Genomic DNA, 20,483 nt, shown 5'->3' on the forward strand with positions numbered 1-20,483 from the left:
GATCAGGTAACTGTCATCCCATAGAAGAAGTTGGGAAGATCGAAGAAGTTGGGAATATAGGATTAGAATTAAATTATATTCATATATTCATTCATCTTTATCAGCTCGGGATTTAAGCGAAGTGACTTCTGCTGATTATTCTCCAAAATCAACATCAACAGTTGAACTCTCTCCAAGTTATACACTGCCTATAGTGTTGATTATTGCTGCAGTGACAATAGTGCTCATACAACCCTGGGTAAGTTTAGCGATCGCCTTGTTGGGCTTCTTCTTGTTGTTTCAGGCCGTAACCATACGCCTGCAATTTACTGAAACCGCCTTGGATATTTATCGCTCCGAAACCCTGATCCGGCGTTTTCCTTATCAGGAATGGCAAAATTGGGAAATCTTCTGGACATCAGTACCGATTTTGTTTTATTTTTCAGAAGTCAAAAGCATTCACTTTCTACCAATTCTATTTGATCCAAAGCTGCTACGAACTTGCCTAGAAGAACGCATCCCTAAAGGATAACTGACTTACCTCAAAGTATAGAGTAGAGGTTAGGTAGTTAGTGAATAAGTTATTAAGAAATCAGTTTAAATGAATTCCGAAGACCCACAAAACCCAGAACAAGAGCAAGATAATAACCAAGCAGTTAAGGGATTAGATAATTCACAGGAGTCAAATTGGCCAGATCAAGATAGGGCTACTCCTAGAGATAACTCTCAAGCTCCCAACCTTCCTCCCATTTCTCTGACCCTATCAGACCATGACAAAGCTAAACCAACACAGTCGAGTGAGCCGCTTCAGGAGGATAAAGTTAGTGAAATTCAACTAGGGCAGTCTTCAGATCAAGCCAAAAAAATCGCTAACTTAGCTCAAACTGTGGCTGAACTTGAGCAAAAAGAACAGGAGTTGAGACAGAGAATTGCCAATCTGCAAAACCATGAACAGTCAATGGTTTCAAAGGAATTGGGAACCACCCAAGCAGTTGTGGAGCGGATGATACTTGAAGGTCTGACCGAACTGGAGCAACGCAAGCAAAAGTTGCAAATTTCTATTGAGCAACTAGAACGCCGCCGGGAACGGATTCGTGAAGAAATGCGCACCAGTTTTGCGGGTGTATCTCAAGAGCTAGCGATTCGGGTTCAAGGCTTTAAAGATTATTTGGTTGGCTCCTTACAAGACCTAGCTGCTGCTGCAGAACAACTGGAACTCTCCCAGCCGCCAAGGGAAGCACCACGGTCAGAATTAGAAGAAACCCCACCACCCCCGACCAGAGGCAACCCACAATTTGCCGAACAAGCATTTAAAGACGAAGTCCGACATATTCGTCAGCTGTTGGATCAATATCGCAAAATGCCAGATTATTATGGTCCTCCCTGGCAACTGCGTCGTACCTTCGAGCCAATTCACGCTGAAAAAGTTTCTCAGTGGTTTTTTTCCCAAGGTGGTCGTGGTGCGCTGCAAACTATGGGCAGCCGCTTACAAAATGTTTTAATTGCCTCAGCGGTTATATCCGTGTTGCGGACACTGTATGACAATCGCCTAAGTACTCTTGTGCTGGCCAACACCCCAGAACGACTGGGAGAATGGCGTAGAGGATTACAGGACTGTCTGGGAATCTCCCGCAGTGATTTTGGTCCAGAACGGGGAGTTGTTCTATTTGAAGATCCAATAGCCCTGGTTCAAAAAGCGGAACGACTGATCAAGCGGGATCAGTTAGCCTTAATCATTGTTGACGAAACCGAAGATAAGATCAGTCTCTCATTATTGCAATTTCCCCTATGGTTGGCGTTTGCACCTGACCCTCGGCAGATGTATACTTACGACGATTATTGAATTACTTGGTTTACTGGGTTTAATTTTCGCAAAACAGGCGCGAAACTGCTGCCAATCAGGAGGTTCAGCGAACTGAAAAATCGATGTAGTTGCTCCGACGGGGGTTTCCCCCACTTGCGCTTTACATCAAAACAGTTAGCAATGTTACAGCCGAGCTACCCGTCGCGGTGGTGATCGGGGAATTATTGCCGGATCTTGTCACAATCTTCAACATCACACCAATGGTACTTAACTTAACTTGGAGTGGGCTACTAATAATCTCAGCCTATTTATTAGGTTCCCTGCCTACTGGTTACCTAGCAGGACGCTGGCTTAAAGATATTGATATTCGCGAGCATGGCTCTGGCTCCACCGGTGCTACCAATATATTGAGAACTGTGGGCAAAGGACCAGCAGTGGTGGTATTACTGATTGATGCCTTGAAAGGAGTAGCAGCTATTAGTCTAGTCAATGGCTTTTATACCCTGACAGACGTTTCCCTACTGCCTGAAACCTGGCAACCCTGGTTAGTGGCATTGGCTGCGTTTGCTGCTATCTTTGGTCATAGTAAATCCATTTGGTTAAACTTCACCGGAGGTAAATCCGTTGCCACCAGTATAGGTGTTATCTTCACCATGTCTTGGCCTGTAGGGTTAGGAACCGTAGGTGTATTTGCAATAGTCTTGGCCATTTCTCGTATTGTCTCTCTCAGTTCCATTGCTGGTGCGATCGCTGTTTCCCTACTGATGTACCTTACCAAAGCTCCTCTTGCCTACGAGTTATTTGGTATTGCTGCTGGCATATATGTGATCATCCGTCACCGCAGTAACATCCAGCGTATAGTTACAGGTACCGAACCCCAAATCGGGAAACCCCTTTCTCCAGCAGTATCCTTAGAGACTGGAACAGACTAAGACTATAAAACACAAGTCCCTGGTTATGGATTGCTTGAGTACAAATCTAATAAAGGAGCGGACTTACGCAGCGGTGCGACCCCGCGCTTTTTGCGACGCGGTGCGACCCCGGTCGGGTTTCCCGACAAGGGTGAACGCGCACCAACAGAGCGAAGCGTGAAAGCGCACCAAGAGATATCGTTGTATGCTAGGGGTTGAATTGAGACAAAAATTCTGGTAGTAGATTCCAGCAATTCTCATTTTTAAACATTAGATTTGGAACGGGATTAGCCCAAAGTAGTAGCGCTAATCGCAATCGTTTACGTTGGTGATAGGAGATACATGAGGGAAAATTTCACATGATGATGGACTGTATTAAACTGAGCAATATTCGCTGCTACGGCTACACTGGCTACCTACCCGAAGAACAGACCCTAGGACAATGGTTTGAAGTAGACCTGACCATGTGGCTAGATCTAAGCCCTGCGGGAGAAAGTGATGATCTTAGCGATACCATGGATTATCGGCAAACTATTGATACTGTCAAGAATTTGGTTAAAACCTCAAAATGCGCCCTGATCGAAAAATTGGCAGTTCAAATTGCTAATGCCATCCTAGAATTCGATCAGGTGGAACAAGTCCAAGTGCAGTTAAGCAAACCTGGTGCCCCGATTCCAGATTTTGGAGGTAAGATCACCCTGGAAGTGACTAGAAGCCGTCACAATAGTTAGGAGGAATAATTCAACATCGTGGGTTTTTAGGGAGATCATGACTTTTCGCATACTCAGCTTAGATGGCGGTGGTATTAGGGGCGTTATCGCAGCAGTAATCTTGGCGGAATTGGAGAAAGAGATTAACCAGCCCCTCAACAAGTATTTTGATTTAATTGCAGGTACCTCCACTGGTTCAATCTTGGCTGCCGGAATTGCCACTGGCATCCCCAGTCGGGAGATGATTAGACTTTATGAACAGAAAGGGGAAAGGATTTTCCGCTACACCAGCCGTTTTTCACTAAAGCGGCTGAAGGTTATCCTTCAGTATGGTCTTTCTGCTCCTAAACACTCCAATCAGGGGTTAATTGAGGTGATGAAAGAACAGTTTGGGACGACCAAGCTTTCGGATATCTACGATTCACCTCGGCTGTTGATCACAGCCTACGACACCATTAGTCGCATGCCGATTATCTTTAAAAGCTGGCGTGAAGACAAAGATTATTTTCATGTTCCCTTGTGGGAAGCCTGTGTCTGTTCCGCATCTGCCCCCACCTATTTTCCAGCCCATCAGCTTAAGACTCAAAGCAAGACTTACTCGGCAATTGATGGTGGGGTTGGGGCGAATAATCCCTCAAGCTGTGCATTAGCTGAAGCGATCCGCTTAAATCATTCCCTTGAGGAAATTTCTATAATCTCCATTGGCACAGGAGCATCCAACCGCCCCATTCCTTGGGAAAAAGCTAGAGGCTGGGGATTGGGACAATGGGGATGGCAAGGACGATTGATTGAAGTGCTATTTGATGCTCCGTCTGACATTCACCGGTATATTACCAAAGAGTTGATGGATAGCTTAAAATCCGAGGATGGAACAGTTTCTCGTTACCTGCGTCTACAACCGGAAATCACTAATGACACAATGGATGATGCGACTCGGAGCAATATTGCGAAGTTAAAGCGTGTTGCTAAGAATTACGCCTGGCAAAACCAAGGTTTGTTCCAGAACTTCCTGAAAATCCATTGAGGAACCTTGAAAATCTTGTTGGTCGGTTTACTACTGATAATTCAAGGAATTTGGTTACTTGTTAGTCGTTAATTAAAAACTAACATTTATGGTATCAAACCGATTAGACGTGATTAACTAAACTTGCTCTGATATCCTGTACAGTAGCATCAGTATTATACTTCAGTAATCGGTAACTACGCGCTTCGGTGGTCAATTGGTTACCAAATTGAGAAATATAAAATTGGGTAATGACCTTAAAAGCACGTAAAAAATTTTCTCAACATTGGTTGCGTAGCGAGGAGGCACTGAACCAAATCGTCACAGCCGCTAATTTACAAAAAAGCGATCGCATTCTAGAAATTGGTCCGGGTACTGGCATTCTTACCCAGCGGTTACTGCCTTTGGTTCAGTCTGTAGTGGCGGTAGAAATTGATCGAGACTTGTGCCGATTATTAGTTAAAAAACTCGGTAAGATAGATAATTTTTTACTGCTGCAAGGAGACTTTCTATCCCTAGACTTAGATACCTTGTTAGCTAACTTTTCTAATTTCCAAAAACCTAATAAAGTAGTTGCCAATATCCCATATAATATTACCGGTCCAATTCTGGAAAAGTTACTAGGTACCATCACTCAGCCAGCTGTGCCAGGGTTTGATTTAATCGTGCTGCTAGTGCAAAAAGAAGTAGCTCAGCGGTTATATGCCAAGCCCAGTTGTAGAGCATTTGGGGCATTATCAGTGCGGGTCCAGTATCTCGCCCAATGTGAATTGATTTGCGATGTCCCTGGGTCGGCTTTCTCTCCTCCCCCCAAGGTCGATTCAGCTGTGGTGCGGTTACATCCGAGCCTAGCCGAACCACCAGCTTCTGACCCCAGATGCTTGGAGACACTATTGAAACTGGGCTTTGGCAGCAAACGTAAAATGTTGCGCAATAATTTAAAATCTGTAATTGAACGCGATCGCATTACCCAATTGCTGGAACAATTAGAAATAAGCCCTCAAGCCCGAGCCGAAGACCTTAGTGTTGCTCAATGGATAGCCCTAGCGAATCAGATCACCATAAAGAATGCATTCATACTCCCTAAATGCCCCAGCTAAAATCAATCTGTATTTGGAAATCCTCGGTGATGCGGGTGATGGTTATCACGAACTCGCAATGATTCTCCAAAGTATCGAATTAGCTGATCAAATCGACATCCGTGCCATTGGTACACAGGAGATTAAAGTCCACTGTCATCATCCCGAAGTGCCAACTGATGAAAGCAACCTCGCTTATAAAGCAGCTGCCTTGATGTGGGAGGAGTTTCCTGAGTATTTTGCTAACTTGGGTGGTGTGGAAATTACTATCCACAAGCGAATTCCTGTAGCGGCTGGACTAGCTGGTGGTTCGACGGATGCAGCGGCTGTGTTAGTAGGAATCGATATGTTGTGGCAATTGGGATTAACCCACCCGGAATTACAACAATTAGCGGCACAGCTTGGATCCGATGTGCCGTTTTGCCTTGCTGGTGGCACCGCTCTAGCTCTGGGGAGAGGTGAGCGGTTGTCTGCCCTACCGGGACTGGATTCTCTATATGTGGTTTTGGGGAAATACCGCAGTCTGATGGTTTCTACTGCTTGGGCTTATCAGACTTATCGGGCTCAGTTTGGGGAAACCTATATCCGGGAGCCTGAGGACTTAGAATCCCGTGCTAATCGTGTTCATAGTGGTCCGATGGTTAAGGAAATTCTGAATAAGGATGGGGGACAGATTGGTAACCTATTGCGCAATGATTTAGAAAAAGTGGTGTTACCCAATCACCCCCAAGTCTTGGAACTACGGAAAGCCTTTGAGAATAGTGGTGCCATAGGAACCATGATGTCTGGTTCCGGTCCGACGGTATTTGCCCTGTGCGAGTCCCAGGAGCAAGCCCAGGAAATTCAACAGAAAGTAAGCATTGAGATTACTGACCCAGATTTGGAGTTTTGGGTAACCAAGTTATCGACTCAGGGGATTCAGATCATGTCAACACCTTGAGTCGTTAGTGTTGAGTTGGTTAGCCCTAACTTGGTTAGCCCTGAGTTGGTTACTCCTGAGTCGAAAGTGACTGACCAGAGTCTGTTGGTAATTAAACATAATTAATTACTATTTATGTTTAAAATAAGCCTCCATCACCTGGCGCACAATTGGTCCTGCCACTGAACCTCCACCGCCGCCGGAATGTTCCACAAAAGCAACAACCGCAATCTCGGGTTTATCATAGGGGGCAAAACCACCAAACCAAGCATGAGCTTTTCCAGGAGGAGCCTCTGCTGTTCCACTCTTACCAGCGGCAGGAGGTAACTCTGGCACCCTCAATGCCGCTCCTGTTCCCCCAGTCACCACAGCTCGCAATCCTCGGCGCAGGGTCTGAATCGTTGATGGCTTCATATTAATGGACACTCGCCCTTTGATGGCATCCTGATTGTTCTTGAGCAAGTGGGGTTTAACCCGATAGCCGCCATTGGCAACTACAGAAAACATCACTGAGGATTGTAAGGGTGTTCCTAGGGTAAACCCTTGACCAATAGACATATTTATGGTATCTCCTACGGTCCATCCCCAATTGTAGTTTTTCCGCTTCCAGGCATCATCCACTATCAAACCACGGGATTCGCCAGATAACTCAATACCAGTTTTTTCACCAAAGCCATATCTACGAGCCCATTCAATCAGGGTTTTACCCCCAACCCCTCGACCGATTTGACCAAAGAAGGTGTTACTGCTCCAAGCCATAGCACCCACAAATCCCATTGGACCAAATCCGGCTCGGTTCCACTCCCCAAAGGCATGACCACCCACATACAGGTAAGGATAAGTCTGTAAAACAGTTTTGGGAGAATACCGACCAGATTCCATACCCGCCGAAGCCGTGACCACCTTAAATGTACTGGCTGGAGGAAACCCTCGCATTGCCCGGTTGATAAACGGATTCCCTCTGCCTTGTAGCTTTCGCCAGGTTTCTGAGGTGATGCGAGTCGAAAAAATATTCGGGTCAAAGGTTGGACGAGAAACCATTGCGAGAACAGCACCGGTGTTGGGGTCCATAGCCACGACTGCCCCTTTGCGATCGCCTAATGCTGCCTCGGCTGCCTTCTGCACGTCTATATCGATGCTTATATGGATAGGTTTACCCGGTTTTGCCTGTTTCTGACCCAGAACTCTGACGACTCGTCCAGCACCATCAACTTCTACTTGCTGACCGCCCCATTCTCCCCGTAGCAGATGCTCATAGGACTTCTCCACCCCCATTTTTCCAACCACATCACCGAGGCGGTAGCCGTCAGGTTTACGCCGTTGCAGCTCTTCATAGTCCAGCTCTCCAGTGTAACCTAGAACGTGAGCCGATAGCTGTCCATGGGGATAGTACCGCACTGCATCAATATCCACCTCTATCCCCTGTAATTCATTGCTGTACTCAGCCAAAGCAGTAACTTGAGCGGGAGTAACACCACGGGCAATCCGAAGTAGGTAAGGAGAGTTATAGCCCGCTTGTTCCAGACGCTTTTGAATCTCAGTGTCTGGTATCTTCAAAATTTGGGACAGGCGTTTACGAGTTTGGGGCCATTGCTCCTGCCTCAGAACCAAGGGCCACACAAATACCGAGTGAGACAACCGATAGCTAGCTAATACTCTTCCCTTACGGTCAAAAATATTGCCCCGTATAGGTGGCTTGGGAATCAGGCGAATCCGGTTATTTTCTGCCAGCTGTCGGTTGCGTTCCCCTTGAACTAGCTGTAAATAGGCTAAACGGAAACCAATTCCCCCCAGCAAGAATAGGCTAATCAGTAGCATAATCACTACAGATTGGTATTTGCGTCCGACAGTGCGGGAATTAGATCGATATACTGTATACGAAGATAAGGAAGGCTGAATTAATGTCATCGTCAGAGGTCTGAGAATGGGGAATCGGACTTGGAGAACACGGGATTGGGCAATTAAGGCGAATAGTCACCTGATCAATGCAGTAACCTATTGGCTTGGATTCCCAATACGCCCCCCTTTTCAATTAAGAATTAAGGATTGACAATTGACAAGTAAACAACAGGACTCACGCCCCAAGCTTGTCGGTTAAAACTGGATATGGGGTAAACCCGTGACCGGGTGTAGTTAGCAGAATGGGAACATGCCCGATTAATTCCCCATAGCAGCCTAAAGCCGCCTCAAATCCTTGATTAAGGAGGCTCTTTACTGCCCCTGTTCTAATAGGTCATACCATTAGCCTAATACCTAGTCACGCCTAATACCCAGCAATTTACTTCCGCACCTCAGCTACTGGATCAGTGCAGATCCGTTTAGCTACCGCAGGAGTATTTTTAGGTTGGAGGATAAAATAAACCCAAGGAGAGAAACCGTGTTGCACAGATGCAGACAGACGATGCATGACTCTGGGGGCATCACTACTGCTGAAATAACCACCATGTTTCAAACGACTGTTAAAGAACCACGTCCGACTGCTACGACTACAGCTAAACTTGATGTTGAACTCCGCAAGGTTTTTAAAGTGTTCGACACCGAGACTGTTGTCCGTGGTGTTGACTTAAGTATCCGTCAAGGAGAATTTTTTAGCATTCTTGGTCCGTCTGGCTGTGGCAAAACTACAACCTTGCGTTTAGTAGCGGGATTTGAGATGCCTTCAGCTGGGGAGGTAATGATTCAGGGACGCTCGATGAATCATATTCCACCACACCGCCGACCTGTCAATACGGTCTTTCAAAGTTATGCTCTATTCAATCACCTGAGTGTATCCGAAAATATTGCCTTCGGTCTACGCCTAAAAAAGCTACCCCCATTGGAGGTTGAGGAACGAGTCAAAGCAGCCCTCAAACAAGTGAAACTGGAGGGATTGGCGAATCGGTATCCCCCTCAACTGTCTGGGGGTCAACAGCAACGAGTGGCATTGGCCCGAGCGTTAGTTAATCGACCAGCGGTGCTGTTGTTGGATGAACCCTTGGGAGCGCTAGATTTCAAGCTACGCAAACAGATGCAGGTGGAACTTTCAAATCTCCATCAAGACCTGGGGTTAACTTTTGTGATGGTGACCCACGACCAAGAAGAAGCCATGAGTCTTTCTGACCGTATCGCTGTGATGCGTGCAGGTAAAATTGAGCAAGTGGGTTCCCCCAGAGAAATCTATGAAAATCCTCGGACAACCTTTGTGGCGGACTTTATCGGTGATACCAATTTATTTAAAGGTCGTCTGCAACGGTCCGATGCCGACTCACTCGAAATTACCACCAAGACTGGTATCAAGATTGTGGTTGAGTCTCCATCCGTTAGAGAAGTCCTGGATAATTCTAATGTTCAGGATATTGTAGTAGGTGTACGACCAGAGAAAATTCGCCTGAGTCTTTCTCCGCCAACAGTAACAACAACAACAACTACTATGAATTGCTTTGAAGGACGTCTCAAACACGCGATGTACCTGGGTACTCATATTCAATGTGTGGTGGAGTTACTCAGTGGCGACTGTCTTAGAGTCATACTTGCCAACACCAATAACAAGTTACCAGACCCTAACACGACAATTTATGCTCGTTGGGCACCCACGGATTGTCGCGTGTTGGCGGAATAATTTAAAGATTTCGGTAGTTTTTGAGCCTAGTTTGCTGGCAAAATAGTGCTCAGTAAAGCAAGAGATTTTTAGTGGTTTACTAAATCAATTCTGGTGGATTAATTATCCTATCCATTTTGGGGTAATGGGTAATGGGTAATCGGTTTTGACCAAAATTATTCAACCTAACCTACTTCGGACGCCTGGGCAAAAACAAACGTCAACTTTCAAGCTTTTCAATTGTGCTTTCACTGGATCGACAACAATTCCTAAAACGCCCTACAAGGCGCAACTTTTTACAGGTAGCCACGGTTGCTGCCCTATCAGGTCTAACCCTCTCTGGATGTGGGTGGACTCTAGCTGAGGTGAGACCAACAACTACTTCACCAGGTGACAGAAATAAACTATTTATCTACACTTGGACTAACTATACCGATGATGAGCTACTAGACCGCTTTACCGAAATAACTGGAATCAAAGCTGTAGTTGATGTCTTTGATTCCAACGAAGCTATGCTTGCTCGACTTCAGGCTTCTGGGGGCGGAGCCTATAGCATTATCTACCCGTCTGACTACATGGTGCGGAAGATGGTTGAGTTGGATCTGTTGCTCAAACTGGACTTTGAACGCATCATCGGAATGGATCGACTGTTTTCTAAGTTCCTCAATCCTATATATGACCCCAACAATTTGCACAGTATTCCTCTGAGCTGGGGAACAACGGGTTTGATTTACAATTCCAAAAAACTATCTGAGGTACCGGAGGATTGGAGCTATCTTTGGCAATATAAAGACAAATTATCGAGACGGATGACTTTGCTCAACGATGTGCGAGAAGTGATGGGTGCCACTTTGAAAATGTTGGGTTACTCGTACAACTCTACCAATCCCCAGGAGATCAAAAAGGCCTATGAAACGTTGGTGGAGTTAAAACCAAGTATTGCTTCATTTTCTTCTGATTCTTGGCGATCGCAAATCCTGAGTGGGGATTTATGGATTGCGATGTGTTACTCCTCTGATGCTGCTGAAATCATGGTAGAAAACCCAGATTTGCAGTATGTGCTACCGAAAAGCGGTTCTTCCTTGTGGACCGATACCTTGGCAATTCCCAAAACAGCTCCCAATCTTGAGGGTGCCTACGCTTGGATTAACTTTATGTTAGAAGCAGATGTTGCTGCTCAAATTTGTGAACGGTTGAGCTTCGCCACACCAAACCAAAAAGCCTTTAAGCTATTGTCCCGTGACATCCAAGAGGATCCAAGTTTGTTTCCAGAAGAATCAGCGTTAGAACGTTGTGAAGGTCTTGCACCTGTTGACGAGGTTAGCGAACTTTATGACCGATACTGGACTCAGTTGACCAGTGGTTAGGGGTTATAAATTAGCCCTTTTCAACACCCTAAAGTTTAGGAAACTAGTACGGAACGGCAGCAATAAACATACCATTCAAAATACCTCTAAAAAAGGGCAAAACGCTATTCAAAACTGCTATATTTAACAAATTAATTCATTATTATAGTGATAAAATTATAAATAATTAATCACATTTTTAAGAGTTTTAAATCTATTAAATATCAAATATAGCATTTTTTAATAAAAATGCTATAAGTCTTGGAATAATGACTAAGAACTAATGATAAATAACACTGAAAGCGTTACTGAGAACATTGCTGAATCCCCAGTTATGCAAGATAAGAGACACTTACGATGGCAGTGGTTAGAACCCCTAGGATTGCTCAGTCCAGCAGGTATATGGTTAGCTTTGTTGTTGGTGCTGCCAACCCTAGTGATTTTTGAGCTAAGTTTGGTACCCAACATTAGACCAGGAGATGTGGTCAATCCCTCTGGTATTGATAATTATTTGCGGGTATTTGATCCAGTAATCTTGCAAGTGATGGGGCGATCGCTTTTTTTGGCCATGGGAACCACTGTGATTTGTCTTCTGCTAGGATTTCCTGTGGCTTATTGGATTGCTCAGCTAGCACCCAAGCGGTGGCAAAATTTACTGCTGTTGGGTTTTATCTTACCGTTGTGGACATCATCTCTACTGCGTTCTTATGCCTGGATTACCATTCTGCGACCGACTGGGGTTCTCAATACAGTACTGACTAGTTTTGGACTACCAGGGTTGGATTTGCTCAATCGTAGTGCTGCTGTATTGATTGCCATGGCTTACAGCTTTCTGCCATATATGGTCTTGATTCTCTATGCGTCTATAGAAAAGTTAGACAAACGTTTGTTAGAAGCAGCAGCGGATTTAGGGGCAAATCCCTTTCAAACCTTTTGGAAGGTAACTGTACCTCAAACTCTACCAGGAATTGCCGCAGGTTCTTTGCTAGTATTTATCTCTGGATTAGGGGATTTTATTAATCCCGAATTGCTAGGGGGAGCATCGAGTATGACTGGAGCAAGATTGATTTATAACCAGTTTTTAGGAGCTACTCAAAACTGGGGATTTGGGTCAGCTTTGAGTATGATGTTAATTTTGGTGGTGAGTATCGCGATCGCACTTTTGATTAAGTATGGTGATCCCAAAGCACAAGCATAGCACTATAGAAAAGGGAGTAGGGAGTAGGGAGTAGGGAGTAGGGAGTAGGGTGTAGGGTGTAGGGAGTAGGGAGTAGGGTGTAGCTCACAGGGGTAGGTTTTTTACATTTGGGTAAAACATAGGACGACCCAGAGGGAGAGGAAAAGAAAAACAACGAACAAGCGATGCAGCGCGGTCTTGGGGAGGCAGCGCGGTCTTGGGGGTCTCCCCCGGAGACGAAACCTGATTACGTTGAGCCTTTATGGTTGCTAGGCTATGCAGAAAAGGGGTAAAACTTATTGATTAGCGATGCAGCGCGGTCTTGGGGGTTTCCCCCATGAGCGACTGCATCAAGACAAGGCTCAACTGTCTTACGGTAACTTCTAACCATGAGCGACTGCCGTGGTTTCCCCCACTCGCGCTTTGCATCAAGACAATGATGATTTTTAACGACAAATTAAGTATATTTTCTTATCCCCCACACCCCACACCCCACACCCTACACCCCACACCTGACGTCTTTGTAAAAAACATACCCTTGAAAGGTAGGGTGTAGGGAGTAGGGAAATTTGGATCAACAATTCTCACAATTTATACACGGATACCTATAAAAATAACAGGGTTGCATTCATAAAAATGGAAAATTTAAACTATGAACTTTACTTTAAATTAAGTAACAAGTAACAAGTAACAAGTAACAAGTAATAAGTAACCATTGACGAATGACAAATGAGCAACTCTACCATCAGCAGGAGGAGCTTCCCCTAGACATGGTAAATTCTCAACCAAAACTCCGGGTTTCTTGGCAGGGTATTTTCTCCCTGGTGATGTTCTTTTATATGTACTTACCCCTGCTGGTACTGACGTTTTATAGCTTCAATGACTCTAAATACAGTGCCCAGTGGCAGGGATTCACGTTTAAGTGGTACCTGAAACTATGGCAGGACGATAGTGTAAAGACCGCACTATTCAATAGTCTCACGGTAGCGCTAGTGGCCGTAGGGATTTCTGCGGTATTGGGTACCATGATGGCAGTCGGTTTAGCCCGTTACCAGTTTCCAGGGAAACGCTTGTATCGAGGGATCTCCTACTTACCCCTGATTATCCCAGATATTGCGATCGCAGTCGCAACTCTAATCTTTTTGGCAGTTATGGCTATTCCTCTTAGTCTGTGGACTATCATAGCAGCTCATATAGTTTTCTGTTTGGCTTATATTGCCATTGTTGTTTCCTCCCGTATCACCCAGCTTGACCCTCACCTAGAAGAAGCAGCCCTTGATTTAGGAGCAACGCCCCTACAAGCTTTTCTAAAAATATTACTACCGGAATTGATGCCAGGGATTATTGCCGGTTGTTTATTGTCTTTTGTCCTAAGTATGGATGATTTTCTGATTTCTAGTTTTACGGCTGGGGCTGGTGCAACTACCTTACCTATGGAAATCTTTAGCCGCATCCGCACTGGTGTTAAACCAGATATAAATGCTCTTAGTGTTTTGCTAATCCTGGTATCAGGGGCAGTTGCTTTTATCGCTGAATGGCTCCGTTATCGGAGTGTGGAAAATCGGTAATTGGTAATCGGGAATCGGGAATCGGGAATCGGGAATCGGGAATTGGGAATCGGGAATCGGGAATTGGGAATCGGGAATTTATAACTGATACAAGGTTAGTTTATAGTATTCCATTATATTATTTTATTCCTTAGTTCATCAACCCCAAAATTGATAATTCATCCTTGATAATTCATCCTTGATAATTCATCCTTGATTTCAATTTATCTAACCTTTCTTCTAATTCAGTGGTAAGTTGCTCGATCCGATGATCATTACTTAAGTAGGGAGAGGTAGTTTGAGCGATTCTGAATAGTTGAGTGGCGATTAATTGTTGTTTGTCACCCCAAAGTGTCTTGACTGAATGCAACTGATCTTGTTTGAGCCAATTAAAGCAAAAGTGAGCATAACGGATTGAGGAACGAATTCCCCGTGCTGTTCTAGGATATAAATCCCATAGAGGCATGATATATTGAGGTTGGTATTTCAAACCAACAGATAAGCACCAATCCTGCCATTTAAATGCCAAGATAGTTTGATTAGTGCAGATAGGAACCCAAGGAATTCGTAGCGCATCGGCTACAATTGCTCCATGCATGGCTTCTGTTAGTAAGATGTTGGTTTGGCTGATAGCAGATAATACTTGCTCGACAGGCAAACGAGGGTCAATATACTTAAAGCCGATTTGTTCACAGATTTGATGCCAGGCTTGACCGCCATATCTGGCAGATTTAGCATGGGGCATAACGGCAAATTGATGGATTTTTTGACTAGTTGGATGGAAGAGTCGTCTGACTAACACTGCTCCATCGGTAACGGCTAATTTAGGGGAAATGCCTAAGGCTTTGGCGGAGAGGGGTCCTCTTACACAGTAAATTGTCCAGGAATCTTGGAGTTTTGGTAACTCTTCATAACCGACTCCGGTACTAAAAATGATGATTCGGCGAGCATTGGGTAAACGCTTGGATAGTAAATTATTTAGGAGGGTACCAATTCCAACAAAGGCGGTGCTTTCATCGTCATTTAGTAAGTTAGGGATTAACTGTTTCCATAGCCAAGGGTTTAGATCATCGCCAAAGTTATTGAGACCACCAGGGAATCGTTTGGGTGAGTATTGGTAGTAGAAGAGTTTCATTATCCCCTAATATGTCGCATTTTTGTTCGGTAGAGCCACTAAAGGTTTATGTTCCGGCCTTGACCAGCTGGTCAACAGTCAGTTTTAGTTCTGGGAAAGTTGGTGATTCAATAGAATCACATCCCGTAAAGATTTGGCCTTCTTTATATTCATTATCAGCTAACTCGTATATCCAAACTGTAGGAATTTTAGGAGACCCAATGTATCGGGTTCCTCCTAGGGCTTTATAGTCAACAATCCAGTATTCTGGAATGCCAAATTTTTCGTATTCAGCCAGTTTAGTTAGATAGTCATCTTGCCAGTTGGTACTAACGACTTCCACGATTAACTTAGCTGATTTACCGATTGAGATACTTGATTTTTTTTTCCAGTATGGATCTTCAGCAACAGTTTGTTTATCCAAAACAATGATATCTGGTAAATAACCTTCTCCCTGTTGATAGGGTTTGACAAGACAAGTTCGAGGAATAAAGTAGGGTAGTGAAAGTCTCTCTATCTCGACATCGATTTTTCTGGCAATGAGAGCTGCTACTTGTTCGTGCAAACCGGTGGGACGCATAGCTACAATTCTACCCTGACGAAGTTCATAGTTTCCTCCATCCTCTGGATACTGTTCTAAGAATTCGTCAAAGGTTAATAGTTTTGATACTGCTTGAACCATAGTTGGGACTGGTTAATAAGTACTATTGGGTTAGTATCTAGTTTAAGTATAGCGTTTTATAATGATAGGTGAAACTATTTGTTGTTTTAAAAGGGCTGCATCTATACTCCCTATTCCATAAAAACCAGCGATTTAAGTACATCAATAAATTTATAAATTCTATATCATAAGGATACCAAACCCATTTACCAAAATCCATTTACCATCGACTTTTATATGGAATTATTGCTAGCCAATAAAACTCTTGTTAGTTTATCTTTAACTCGATTTCCCTGAAAGCCAATATAACCCTGTCCCAAGGTAATCTGTTGAGACCAATGAGATTGATTGCACCAACGATAATAAGCAGGTAATGCAATAGTTTCTAAGAAATAACGCCACTTCTTCGTAGTACTTGAAGGGGTGATCGCTTTGGCACGAATTCGACCATTTTTAACCATAGCGATACGTAAATCGGGCTCTTCTTTCAACCGCTTAAGGGCTGAAATTAACGCCCTAGGGGTAGCCACTTCCAGATAGTCTAGTGGGCTATAGCGTTCTGCTTGATAAGCAGCTTCACATCCGAGAATAGCAGGAACCCCTGCTAGCCAAGCATTGTAGAGTTTGGTAGCTGGTTTGGTCAGGTAATTGCGGTAGAGGCAGGCTGTGTGATCCTCAAAGCTACGCACAGCGACAATAGCATCAATCTGACTGTAGTCATGCCAGCGATTGTCTAGGTTGCTATAGTCATGCCAATGATTGCGATTGATTACTGGTTGCCAAGATAACCCCAGTGCTTGGAGTTGTTGTTGCCAGGAGGGATGCTCTAACTCTAGGGCTATATTATTTTCATGACCAAAGAAGGCGATGGTTTCAAAGCGATCGCATCGTGCTGGATGGCGCTCAATTAACCCTGGCTGAGTCCAGTGGGGTAAATAGTAACTATTGCGCAGATCCATTGTTTCCAGAGGATTTTGTACCACATGGAGTTGAGCATAGGGATAGGGTCTTTGTTCAGCTTTAATACAAATGAGCAATAACTTTGGTCCTGGCTTGAGCTGGTCATTGTGAGCTCGTAAGCAATTGCGGTGGATCAGGACAATCCCCTCTCTGGGCAATTCTGCTACTAGTTCGCAAGGGAAACCATTGGCTTTCAGGCGCAGATAGGTTTGTAATGTCCAGGCATAGATACCAATCCCAAAGCCTTTCCAGTTCTCATCGGCACTTTTGGGCATGGTGTCCGGCCATAAACCCTGAGGGATGTAGAAGTAAATTGGGGGTAATTTATTGGTCATTGATGGATAAAGACGTAATATCAAGTCAGGTTGAATACCCATCATGAGAGGTAAGGTAGGAAGTCTGGGGAGATGGGGAAGATTTTTCTTAAGGGTAATGATCCGGACATGATAGGATATCAAATCAATTTTCAATTTAATTGACTAATAAATATATGCTTTATAGGGTAATTGGTAATTGAGTAAACGGATTACCCTAACCCAAAAATCCAGGAACTATTTAATAAGTGATTAATGGAACTTGATCTCAAGTTTGCATTTATCTTGTGATCAAAAAAAGCTGAATTATAGCATATCATCTTTTGGAAAAAATTACCCGTTCGGGTACTGCAAACCTAAGGATTTGTATGAGACAATATGGCACAGCTAAGCAAAAGTGTAAGGATGGTGCCTCTATCGAGATATTGGGAAATTTTAAGACTTGATCCTGCTAGTGTTGGGTGTGGTTACAAAAAACTGTTACTACCGCTAGCATGGGAGTTTTTTCAACAGAAGTGTCTAGAATTAGATGCTCCAGAAACGCCATGTTCCGTTCGCGGCAGCGTAGGGCAAAGCCCGAGAGGTGCGCTTTCCGTGATGCCGAGCAATCCCTTGACCGTAGGTCACGCTACGCGAACGCCATCATGGGTCGCACCTCAAGGTCACGCTACGCGAACGCATTTGTCGGTGGAGCAGCATCGGGATATTCAAACCTCCCTATACACCTGGTTTCACCCTGAGGAATCGTCTGGGTCAGCCATAAGTCGTGCTAGAGCAGGACTTTGTCTTCGTTGCTATGTCTCTTACCCAATCCTGAAAGCTTGCAAGAAACTGGCTAGTTTATATAGCGCTACCCATAACTTCACCTATCGGGATTTGCTGCCATTTGTGCTTGATGATGATGGTAAAGTGCTAATTATCTTAGATCAGGATGGTACAACTCAACTTATCCTGAATGGCGATAGGGAAACAAAAAAAATCGATTACCAATTTTTTACGGTTGAAGTATTACGAAAATATAACCTCAATTCCCCATCCAAGTCTAGGTTAGATGATTGGGTCTACTATCAAACCAAACAACATCCCAAACTTAAAGAGTTTTTATCGGAGCGGGGACTTTGTTTTCTCAGTGACTGGGCCCTGCTCAATCGAGCTAGACCAACACAATTGGAACAACTCTTGCCACGGGATCGCCATATCCTAGAAGCCTTTCATGCAGTCTACCGTAGGGACAGACGCCAACAGCCAACAAAAAAAGCTATACGTTGTCCAGATCCCACCCAGTCTCAACTGGAAGAAATGAGACACCTCTTGCAGGAAAAATCGGTAATTGTCAACTCTCTAGCACAGCTGAGCAATGAACTCAAACATCTGGCCAGAGTGCTAAGGCGATATGACATATGGATTCGCAGCGGATTTCCGCCATCGGAATCCCTAGAGGTGTCGGATTCGGATACTGCACGCGACCGAGAGTTACCAGACCCAAATTTCACTAACACTTTAGATGCGATCGCACGACAAGAATTACAGCAATTCTGTGGTCAGCAACTCATAGCTTGTTTGGATTTGGGGATAGAGCAAGGGCTAACTGACCGCATGACCAAGCTAGAGCGCAGTCGAAGTTATGCCCGTTTTGCATCAAAGCTTATACCAGGTCTTGAACTGATCTACTGTCACGGTAAATCTCAAGCCGAGATTGCCTCTATTTTAGGAATGACGAATCAGTCCCAAGTCAGCAGGGTGCTAAATCCAAAGGATCTGCTCAATCGGGTGCGGTTTTGGACAATAGACAAACTTTTCCACATTATTTCCCATGCAGCACATCAGTTTAATCTGGCAAGTATGTCTAGGGATCCAGACTATTTGAAAAACCTAATGGAACACCTAGAAGCTTTCGTGGATGCTGAAGTCTTCCAAGAAGCAGCTGCAGAAATTATGACAGGGAAAAACCGTTCTACTAATAGCCTATATACCCAGCGACTATGCCGCTACCTTGAGACACTGAAGCAGGAAAATCATGAGTAGTTATTCTGTTAATTCCACCGACCTCAGGCTTGTGCAACCAGAATGTATTTGGTTAGAATCCGAACAGTTTGAGCAAGCAGTACAAATGAGTAATCAAGTCATCTCAGAAGCATGCCAATGGCAAACCTATCTGAATGGACTAGCATTACTTAGTTTTACACAATGGTTAGAGGAAAAGTTAGCTAATATCTTGATTTCTGAGAATTGTTGTTCTTTACGACAACCTAAATACGCTAATGTGATTGAAGCGGTATGTAATCTTATAGTAGGCGAATTTAAGCTTTGTTTAATTACCAGTGAAAGTTTAATTGATGAAGTGGTTACTGTACCGATAGCCGCCATTGATTTACCAGACTTTGCTGCTCATTTCTATGTTGTGATTGAAGTGCAAGAAGAGCTAGAAACTGCTATTATTCGAGGCTTTATCCGTTACGACGAACTAGTTAATTATCGACAAGTTTTTAATTTACATCCTGAAGTTGATTGGACCTATAGTTTACCTCTGTCATTGTTTGATTCTGAGCCAAATCACCTACTATTTTATTTACGTTACTTGGATTCCGCTGCCATTGAGCTACCAGTAACTTCCCCTAATTCACTCCCTAGGCTATCTCTGAACCAACCTGACTTGGAAACATTAGAAACATTATTAGATCGCCTACAATATCCTGAGCAAACTCTTTGGCAAACGTTAACCTGGGAGCAAGGGCTGACTATACTCCAAAGTCCTGAATTACTGGATTTGTTATATCAGTGGCAACTAACTCCCCACAGAACAACCTCCCTTTCTATTCGGATTACAGAAGTATTTACCATCCTAACTCAAAAGGCTATCAATACACAGCAATGGTTGGAGGGTAAATTAGACGAATTTGCCCAAGGTTTAGGATTGTTCATCCCTGAACCCCTGACTGCAAATTCATCGGTATTTCGGTCAATTGATAAATTCGATAATGTAATTAACGAGCTTAGATATCAAGGAATGGACATTCCTCCCGAACCAGGTCGATCCTATCAGGACATTGATTTAGGTGAAATTGCTTTACGACTATGTGCCGTTACCTGGCCGATTGACTCTCCAATTCCTCCCTCAAAATGGTCATTCCTGCTAATTTTAGGAACCCAGCTGGGTACTCCTTTACCTCATGGATTCAAGCTACAAGTTAGTAATCTAAGGTCTATTATACATGAGCCTGTATCAGGGTTTGATGATCCATTTTTGTTTGCCCGTGTGGAAGGACGCTCAGATGAAAAATTTGTTGTGACTATTATCCCACCGGATAGTTCAGCACAGACCTTATATCCTTATGCATTCGAGCCTAGTTAAACAGCATTTTCAGTTATTGATTAAAAAGTA

At 44.1% G+C, this 20,483-nt stretch carries 18 protein-coding genes; 14 read left to right on the forward strand and 4 right to left on the reverse strand.

Going from position 1 to position 20,483, the window contains the following annotated elements; translation table 11 throughout:
• Positions 1-121 precede the first annotated feature (121 nt).
• From AC4II3_RS00845 to ispE, 7 genes are all read left to right on the forward strand, one after another.
• On the forward strand, positions 122-511 hold the full coding sequence (locus AC4II3_RS00845) for a DUF3119 family protein (RefSeq protein WP_488012671.1): 390 nt from the start codon (positions 122-124) through the stop codon (positions 509-511).
• A 69-nt stretch (positions 512-580) separates the two neighbouring features.
• Positions 581-1,822 carry a DUF3086 domain-containing protein gene (locus AC4II3_RS00850; RefSeq protein ID WP_488012669.1) on the forward strand — a complete coding sequence of 414 codons (1,242 nt, stop codon included), beginning with the start codon at positions 581-583 and terminating at the stop codon, positions 1,820-1,822.
• Between the two features lie 221 nt (positions 1,823-2,043).
• On the forward strand, positions 2,044-2,715 hold the full coding sequence (gene plsY / locus AC4II3_RS00855) for a glycerol-3-phosphate 1-O-acyltransferase PlsY (protein WP_488012667.1): 672 nt from the start codon (positions 2,044-2,046) through the stop codon (positions 2,713-2,715).
• Between the two features lie 344 nt (positions 2,716-3,059).
• Entirely contained in the window at positions 3,060-3,425 is a 366-nt protein-coding gene (gene folB / locus AC4II3_RS00860; RefSeq protein ID WP_488012677.1) for a dihydroneopterin aldolase, read from the forward strand.
• A 37-nt stretch (positions 3,426-3,462) separates the two neighbouring features.
• A complete protein-coding gene (locus tag AC4II3_RS00865) occupies positions 3,463-4,428 on the forward strand; it encodes a CBASS cGAMP-activated phospholipase (protein ID WP_488012665.1) in 966 nt (321 codons plus the stop codon).
• 230 nt (positions 4,429-4,658) lie between these two features.
• Positions 4,659-5,507, forward strand: a complete 849-nt coding sequence (rsmA, locus tag AC4II3_RS00870) for a 16S rRNA (adenine(1518)-N(6)/adenine(1519)-N(6))-dimethyltransferase RsmA (protein ID WP_488012663.1) — start codon at positions 4,659-4,661, stop codon at positions 5,505-5,507.
• Positions 5,476-6,426 carry a 4-(cytidine 5'-diphospho)-2-C-methyl-D-erythritol kinase gene (gene ispE, locus AC4II3_RS00875; RefSeq protein WP_488012661.1) on the forward strand — a complete coding sequence of 317 codons (951 nt, stop codon included), beginning with the start codon at positions 5,476-5,478 and terminating at the stop codon, positions 6,424-6,426. Before rsmA ends, ispE begins: the two co-directional genes overlap by 32 nt.
• A gap of 108 nt (positions 6,427-6,534) precedes the next feature.
• Here ispE and mrdA read toward each other — a convergent pair whose 3' ends face one another.
• Positions 6,535-8,313 (reverse strand): penicillin-binding protein 2, encoded by a 1,779-nt coding sequence (gene mrdA, locus AC4II3_RS00880; RefSeq protein WP_488012659.1) that lies wholly within the window; start codon positions 8,311-8,313, stop codon positions 6,535-6,537.
• Positions 8,314-8,848: 535 nt separating this feature from the next.
• Here mrdA and AC4II3_RS00885 point away from each other — a divergent pair.
• The 5 genes from AC4II3_RS00885 to AC4II3_RS00905 all read left to right on the forward strand — a co-directional run bounded on the left by AC4II3_RS00885 (position 8,849) and on the right by AC4II3_RS00905 (position 14,207).
• Complete coding sequence (locus AC4II3_RS00885) at positions 8,849-10,003, forward strand: ABC transporter ATP-binding protein (RefSeq protein ID WP_488012675.1); 1,155 nt, start codon at positions 8,849-8,851, stop codon at positions 10,001-10,003.
• 221 nt (positions 10,004-10,224) lie between these two features.
• A complete protein-coding gene (locus AC4II3_RS00890; RefSeq protein WP_488012657.1) occupies positions 10,225-11,349 on the forward strand; it encodes an ABC transporter substrate-binding protein in 1,125 nt (374 codons plus the stop codon).
• A gap of 313 nt (positions 11,350-11,662) precedes the next feature.
• Positions 11,663-12,526: an ABC transporter permease gene (locus tag AC4II3_RS00895; protein WP_488012673.1), complete on the forward strand. Its 864-nt coding sequence runs from the start codon at positions 11,663-11,665 to the stop codon at positions 12,524-12,526.
• Positions 12,527-13,227: 701 nt separating this feature from the next.
• A complete protein-coding gene (locus AC4II3_RS00900; RefSeq protein ID WP_488029485.1) occupies positions 13,228-14,073 on the forward strand; it encodes an ABC transporter permease in 846 nt (281 codons plus the stop codon).
• A complete protein-coding gene (locus AC4II3_RS00905) occupies positions 14,040-14,207 on the forward strand; it encodes a hypothetical protein (protein WP_488029487.1) in 168 nt (55 codons plus the stop codon). The genes AC4II3_RS00900 and AC4II3_RS00905 overlap by 34 nt, the downstream gene beginning before the upstream one ends.
• A gap of 38 nt (positions 14,208-14,245) precedes the next feature.
• On the opposite strand, the gene AC4II3_RS00910 is transcribed toward AC4II3_RS00905, so the two are convergent.
• The 3 genes from AC4II3_RS00910 to AC4II3_RS00920 form a co-directional block, all read right to left on the reverse strand.
• Positions 14,246-15,187, reverse strand: a complete 942-nt coding sequence (locus AC4II3_RS00910) for a polysaccharide pyruvyl transferase family protein (RefSeq protein ID WP_488010956.1) — start codon at positions 15,185-15,187, stop codon at positions 14,246-14,248.
• A 46-nt stretch (positions 15,188-15,233) separates the two neighbouring features.
• On the reverse strand, positions 15,234-15,848 hold the full coding sequence (locus AC4II3_RS00915; protein WP_488010958.1) for a Uma2 family endonuclease: 615 nt from the start codon (positions 15,846-15,848) through the stop codon (positions 15,234-15,236).
• A gap of 212 nt (positions 15,849-16,060) precedes the next feature.
• Positions 16,061-17,257, reverse strand: coding sequence for a hypothetical protein (locus AC4II3_RS00920; protein WP_488010960.1), 1,197 nt, complete (start codon positions 17,255-17,257; stop codon positions 16,061-16,063).
• 222 nt (positions 17,258-17,479) lie between these two features.
• Between AC4II3_RS00920 and AC4II3_RS00925 the strand changes: the two genes are divergently transcribed.
• Together AC4II3_RS00925 and AC4II3_RS00930 are read left to right on the forward strand one after the other, a co-directional pair.
• Positions 17,480-19,126, forward strand: coding sequence for a hypothetical protein (locus tag AC4II3_RS00925; protein WP_488010962.1), 1,647 nt, complete (start codon positions 17,480-17,482; stop codon positions 19,124-19,126).
• Positions 19,119-20,453, forward strand: coding sequence for a DUF1822 family protein (locus tag AC4II3_RS00930; protein WP_488010964.1), 1,335 nt, complete (start codon positions 19,119-19,121; stop codon positions 20,451-20,453). The genes AC4II3_RS00925 and AC4II3_RS00930 overlap by 8 nt, the downstream gene beginning before the upstream one ends.
• Positions 20,454-20,483 lie beyond the last annotated feature (30 nt).

The organism is Moorena sp., from assembly GCF_982860115.1.

Coding starts and splice junctions, on each gene's coding strand:
- AC4II3_RS00895 (WP_488012673.1), top strand. CDS start 11,663: ATGCAAGATAAGAGACACTTACGATGGCAGTGGTTAGAACCCCTAGGA.
- mrdA (WP_488012659.1), bottom strand. CDS start 8,313: ATGACATTAATTCAGCCTTCCTTATCTTCGTATACAGTATATCGATCT.
- AC4II3_RS00910 (WP_488010956.1), bottom strand. CDS start 15,187: ATGAAACTCTTCTACTACCAATACTCACCCAAACGATTCCCTGGTGGT.
- plsY (WP_488012667.1), top strand. CDS start 2,044: ATGGTACTTAACTTAACTTGGAGTGGGCTACTAATAATCTCAGCCTAT.
- AC4II3_RS00900 (WP_488029485.1), top strand. CDS start 13,228: ATGACAAATGAGCAACTCTACCATCAGCAGGAGGAGCTTCCCCTAGAC.
- rsmA (WP_488012663.1), top strand. CDS start 4,659: ATGACCTTAAAAGCACGTAAAAAATTTTCTCAACATTGGTTGCGTAGC.
- AC4II3_RS00925 (WP_488010962.1), top strand. CDS start 17,480: ATGGCACAGCTAAGCAAAAGTGTAAGGATGGTGCCTCTATCGAGATAT.
- folB (WP_488012677.1), top strand. CDS start 3,060: ATGGACTGTATTAAACTGAGCAATATTCGCTGCTACGGCTACACTGGC.
- AC4II3_RS00885 (WP_488012675.1), top strand. CDS start 8,849: ATGTTTCAAACGACTGTTAAAGAACCACGTCCGACTGCTACGACTACA.
- AC4II3_RS00930 (WP_488010964.1), top strand. CDS start 19,119: ATGAGTAGTTATTCTGTTAATTCCACCGACCTCAGGCTTGTGCAACCA.
- AC4II3_RS00915 (WP_488010958.1), bottom strand. CDS start 15,848: ATGGTTCAAGCAGTATCAAAACTATTAACCTTTGACGAATTCTTAGAA.
- AC4II3_RS00850 (WP_488012669.1), top strand. CDS start 581: ATGAATTCCGAAGACCCACAAAACCCAGAACAAGAGCAAGATAATAAC.
- AC4II3_RS00865 (WP_488012665.1), top strand. CDS start 3,463: ATGACTTTTCGCATACTCAGCTTAGATGGCGGTGGTATTAGGGGCGTT.
- AC4II3_RS00905 (WP_488029487.1), top strand. CDS start 14,040: ATGGCTCCGTTATCGGAGTGTGGAAAATCGGTAATTGGTAATCGGGAA.
- ispE (WP_488012661.1), top strand. CDS start 5,476: ATGCATTCATACTCCCTAAATGCCCCAGCTAAAATCAATCTGTATTTG.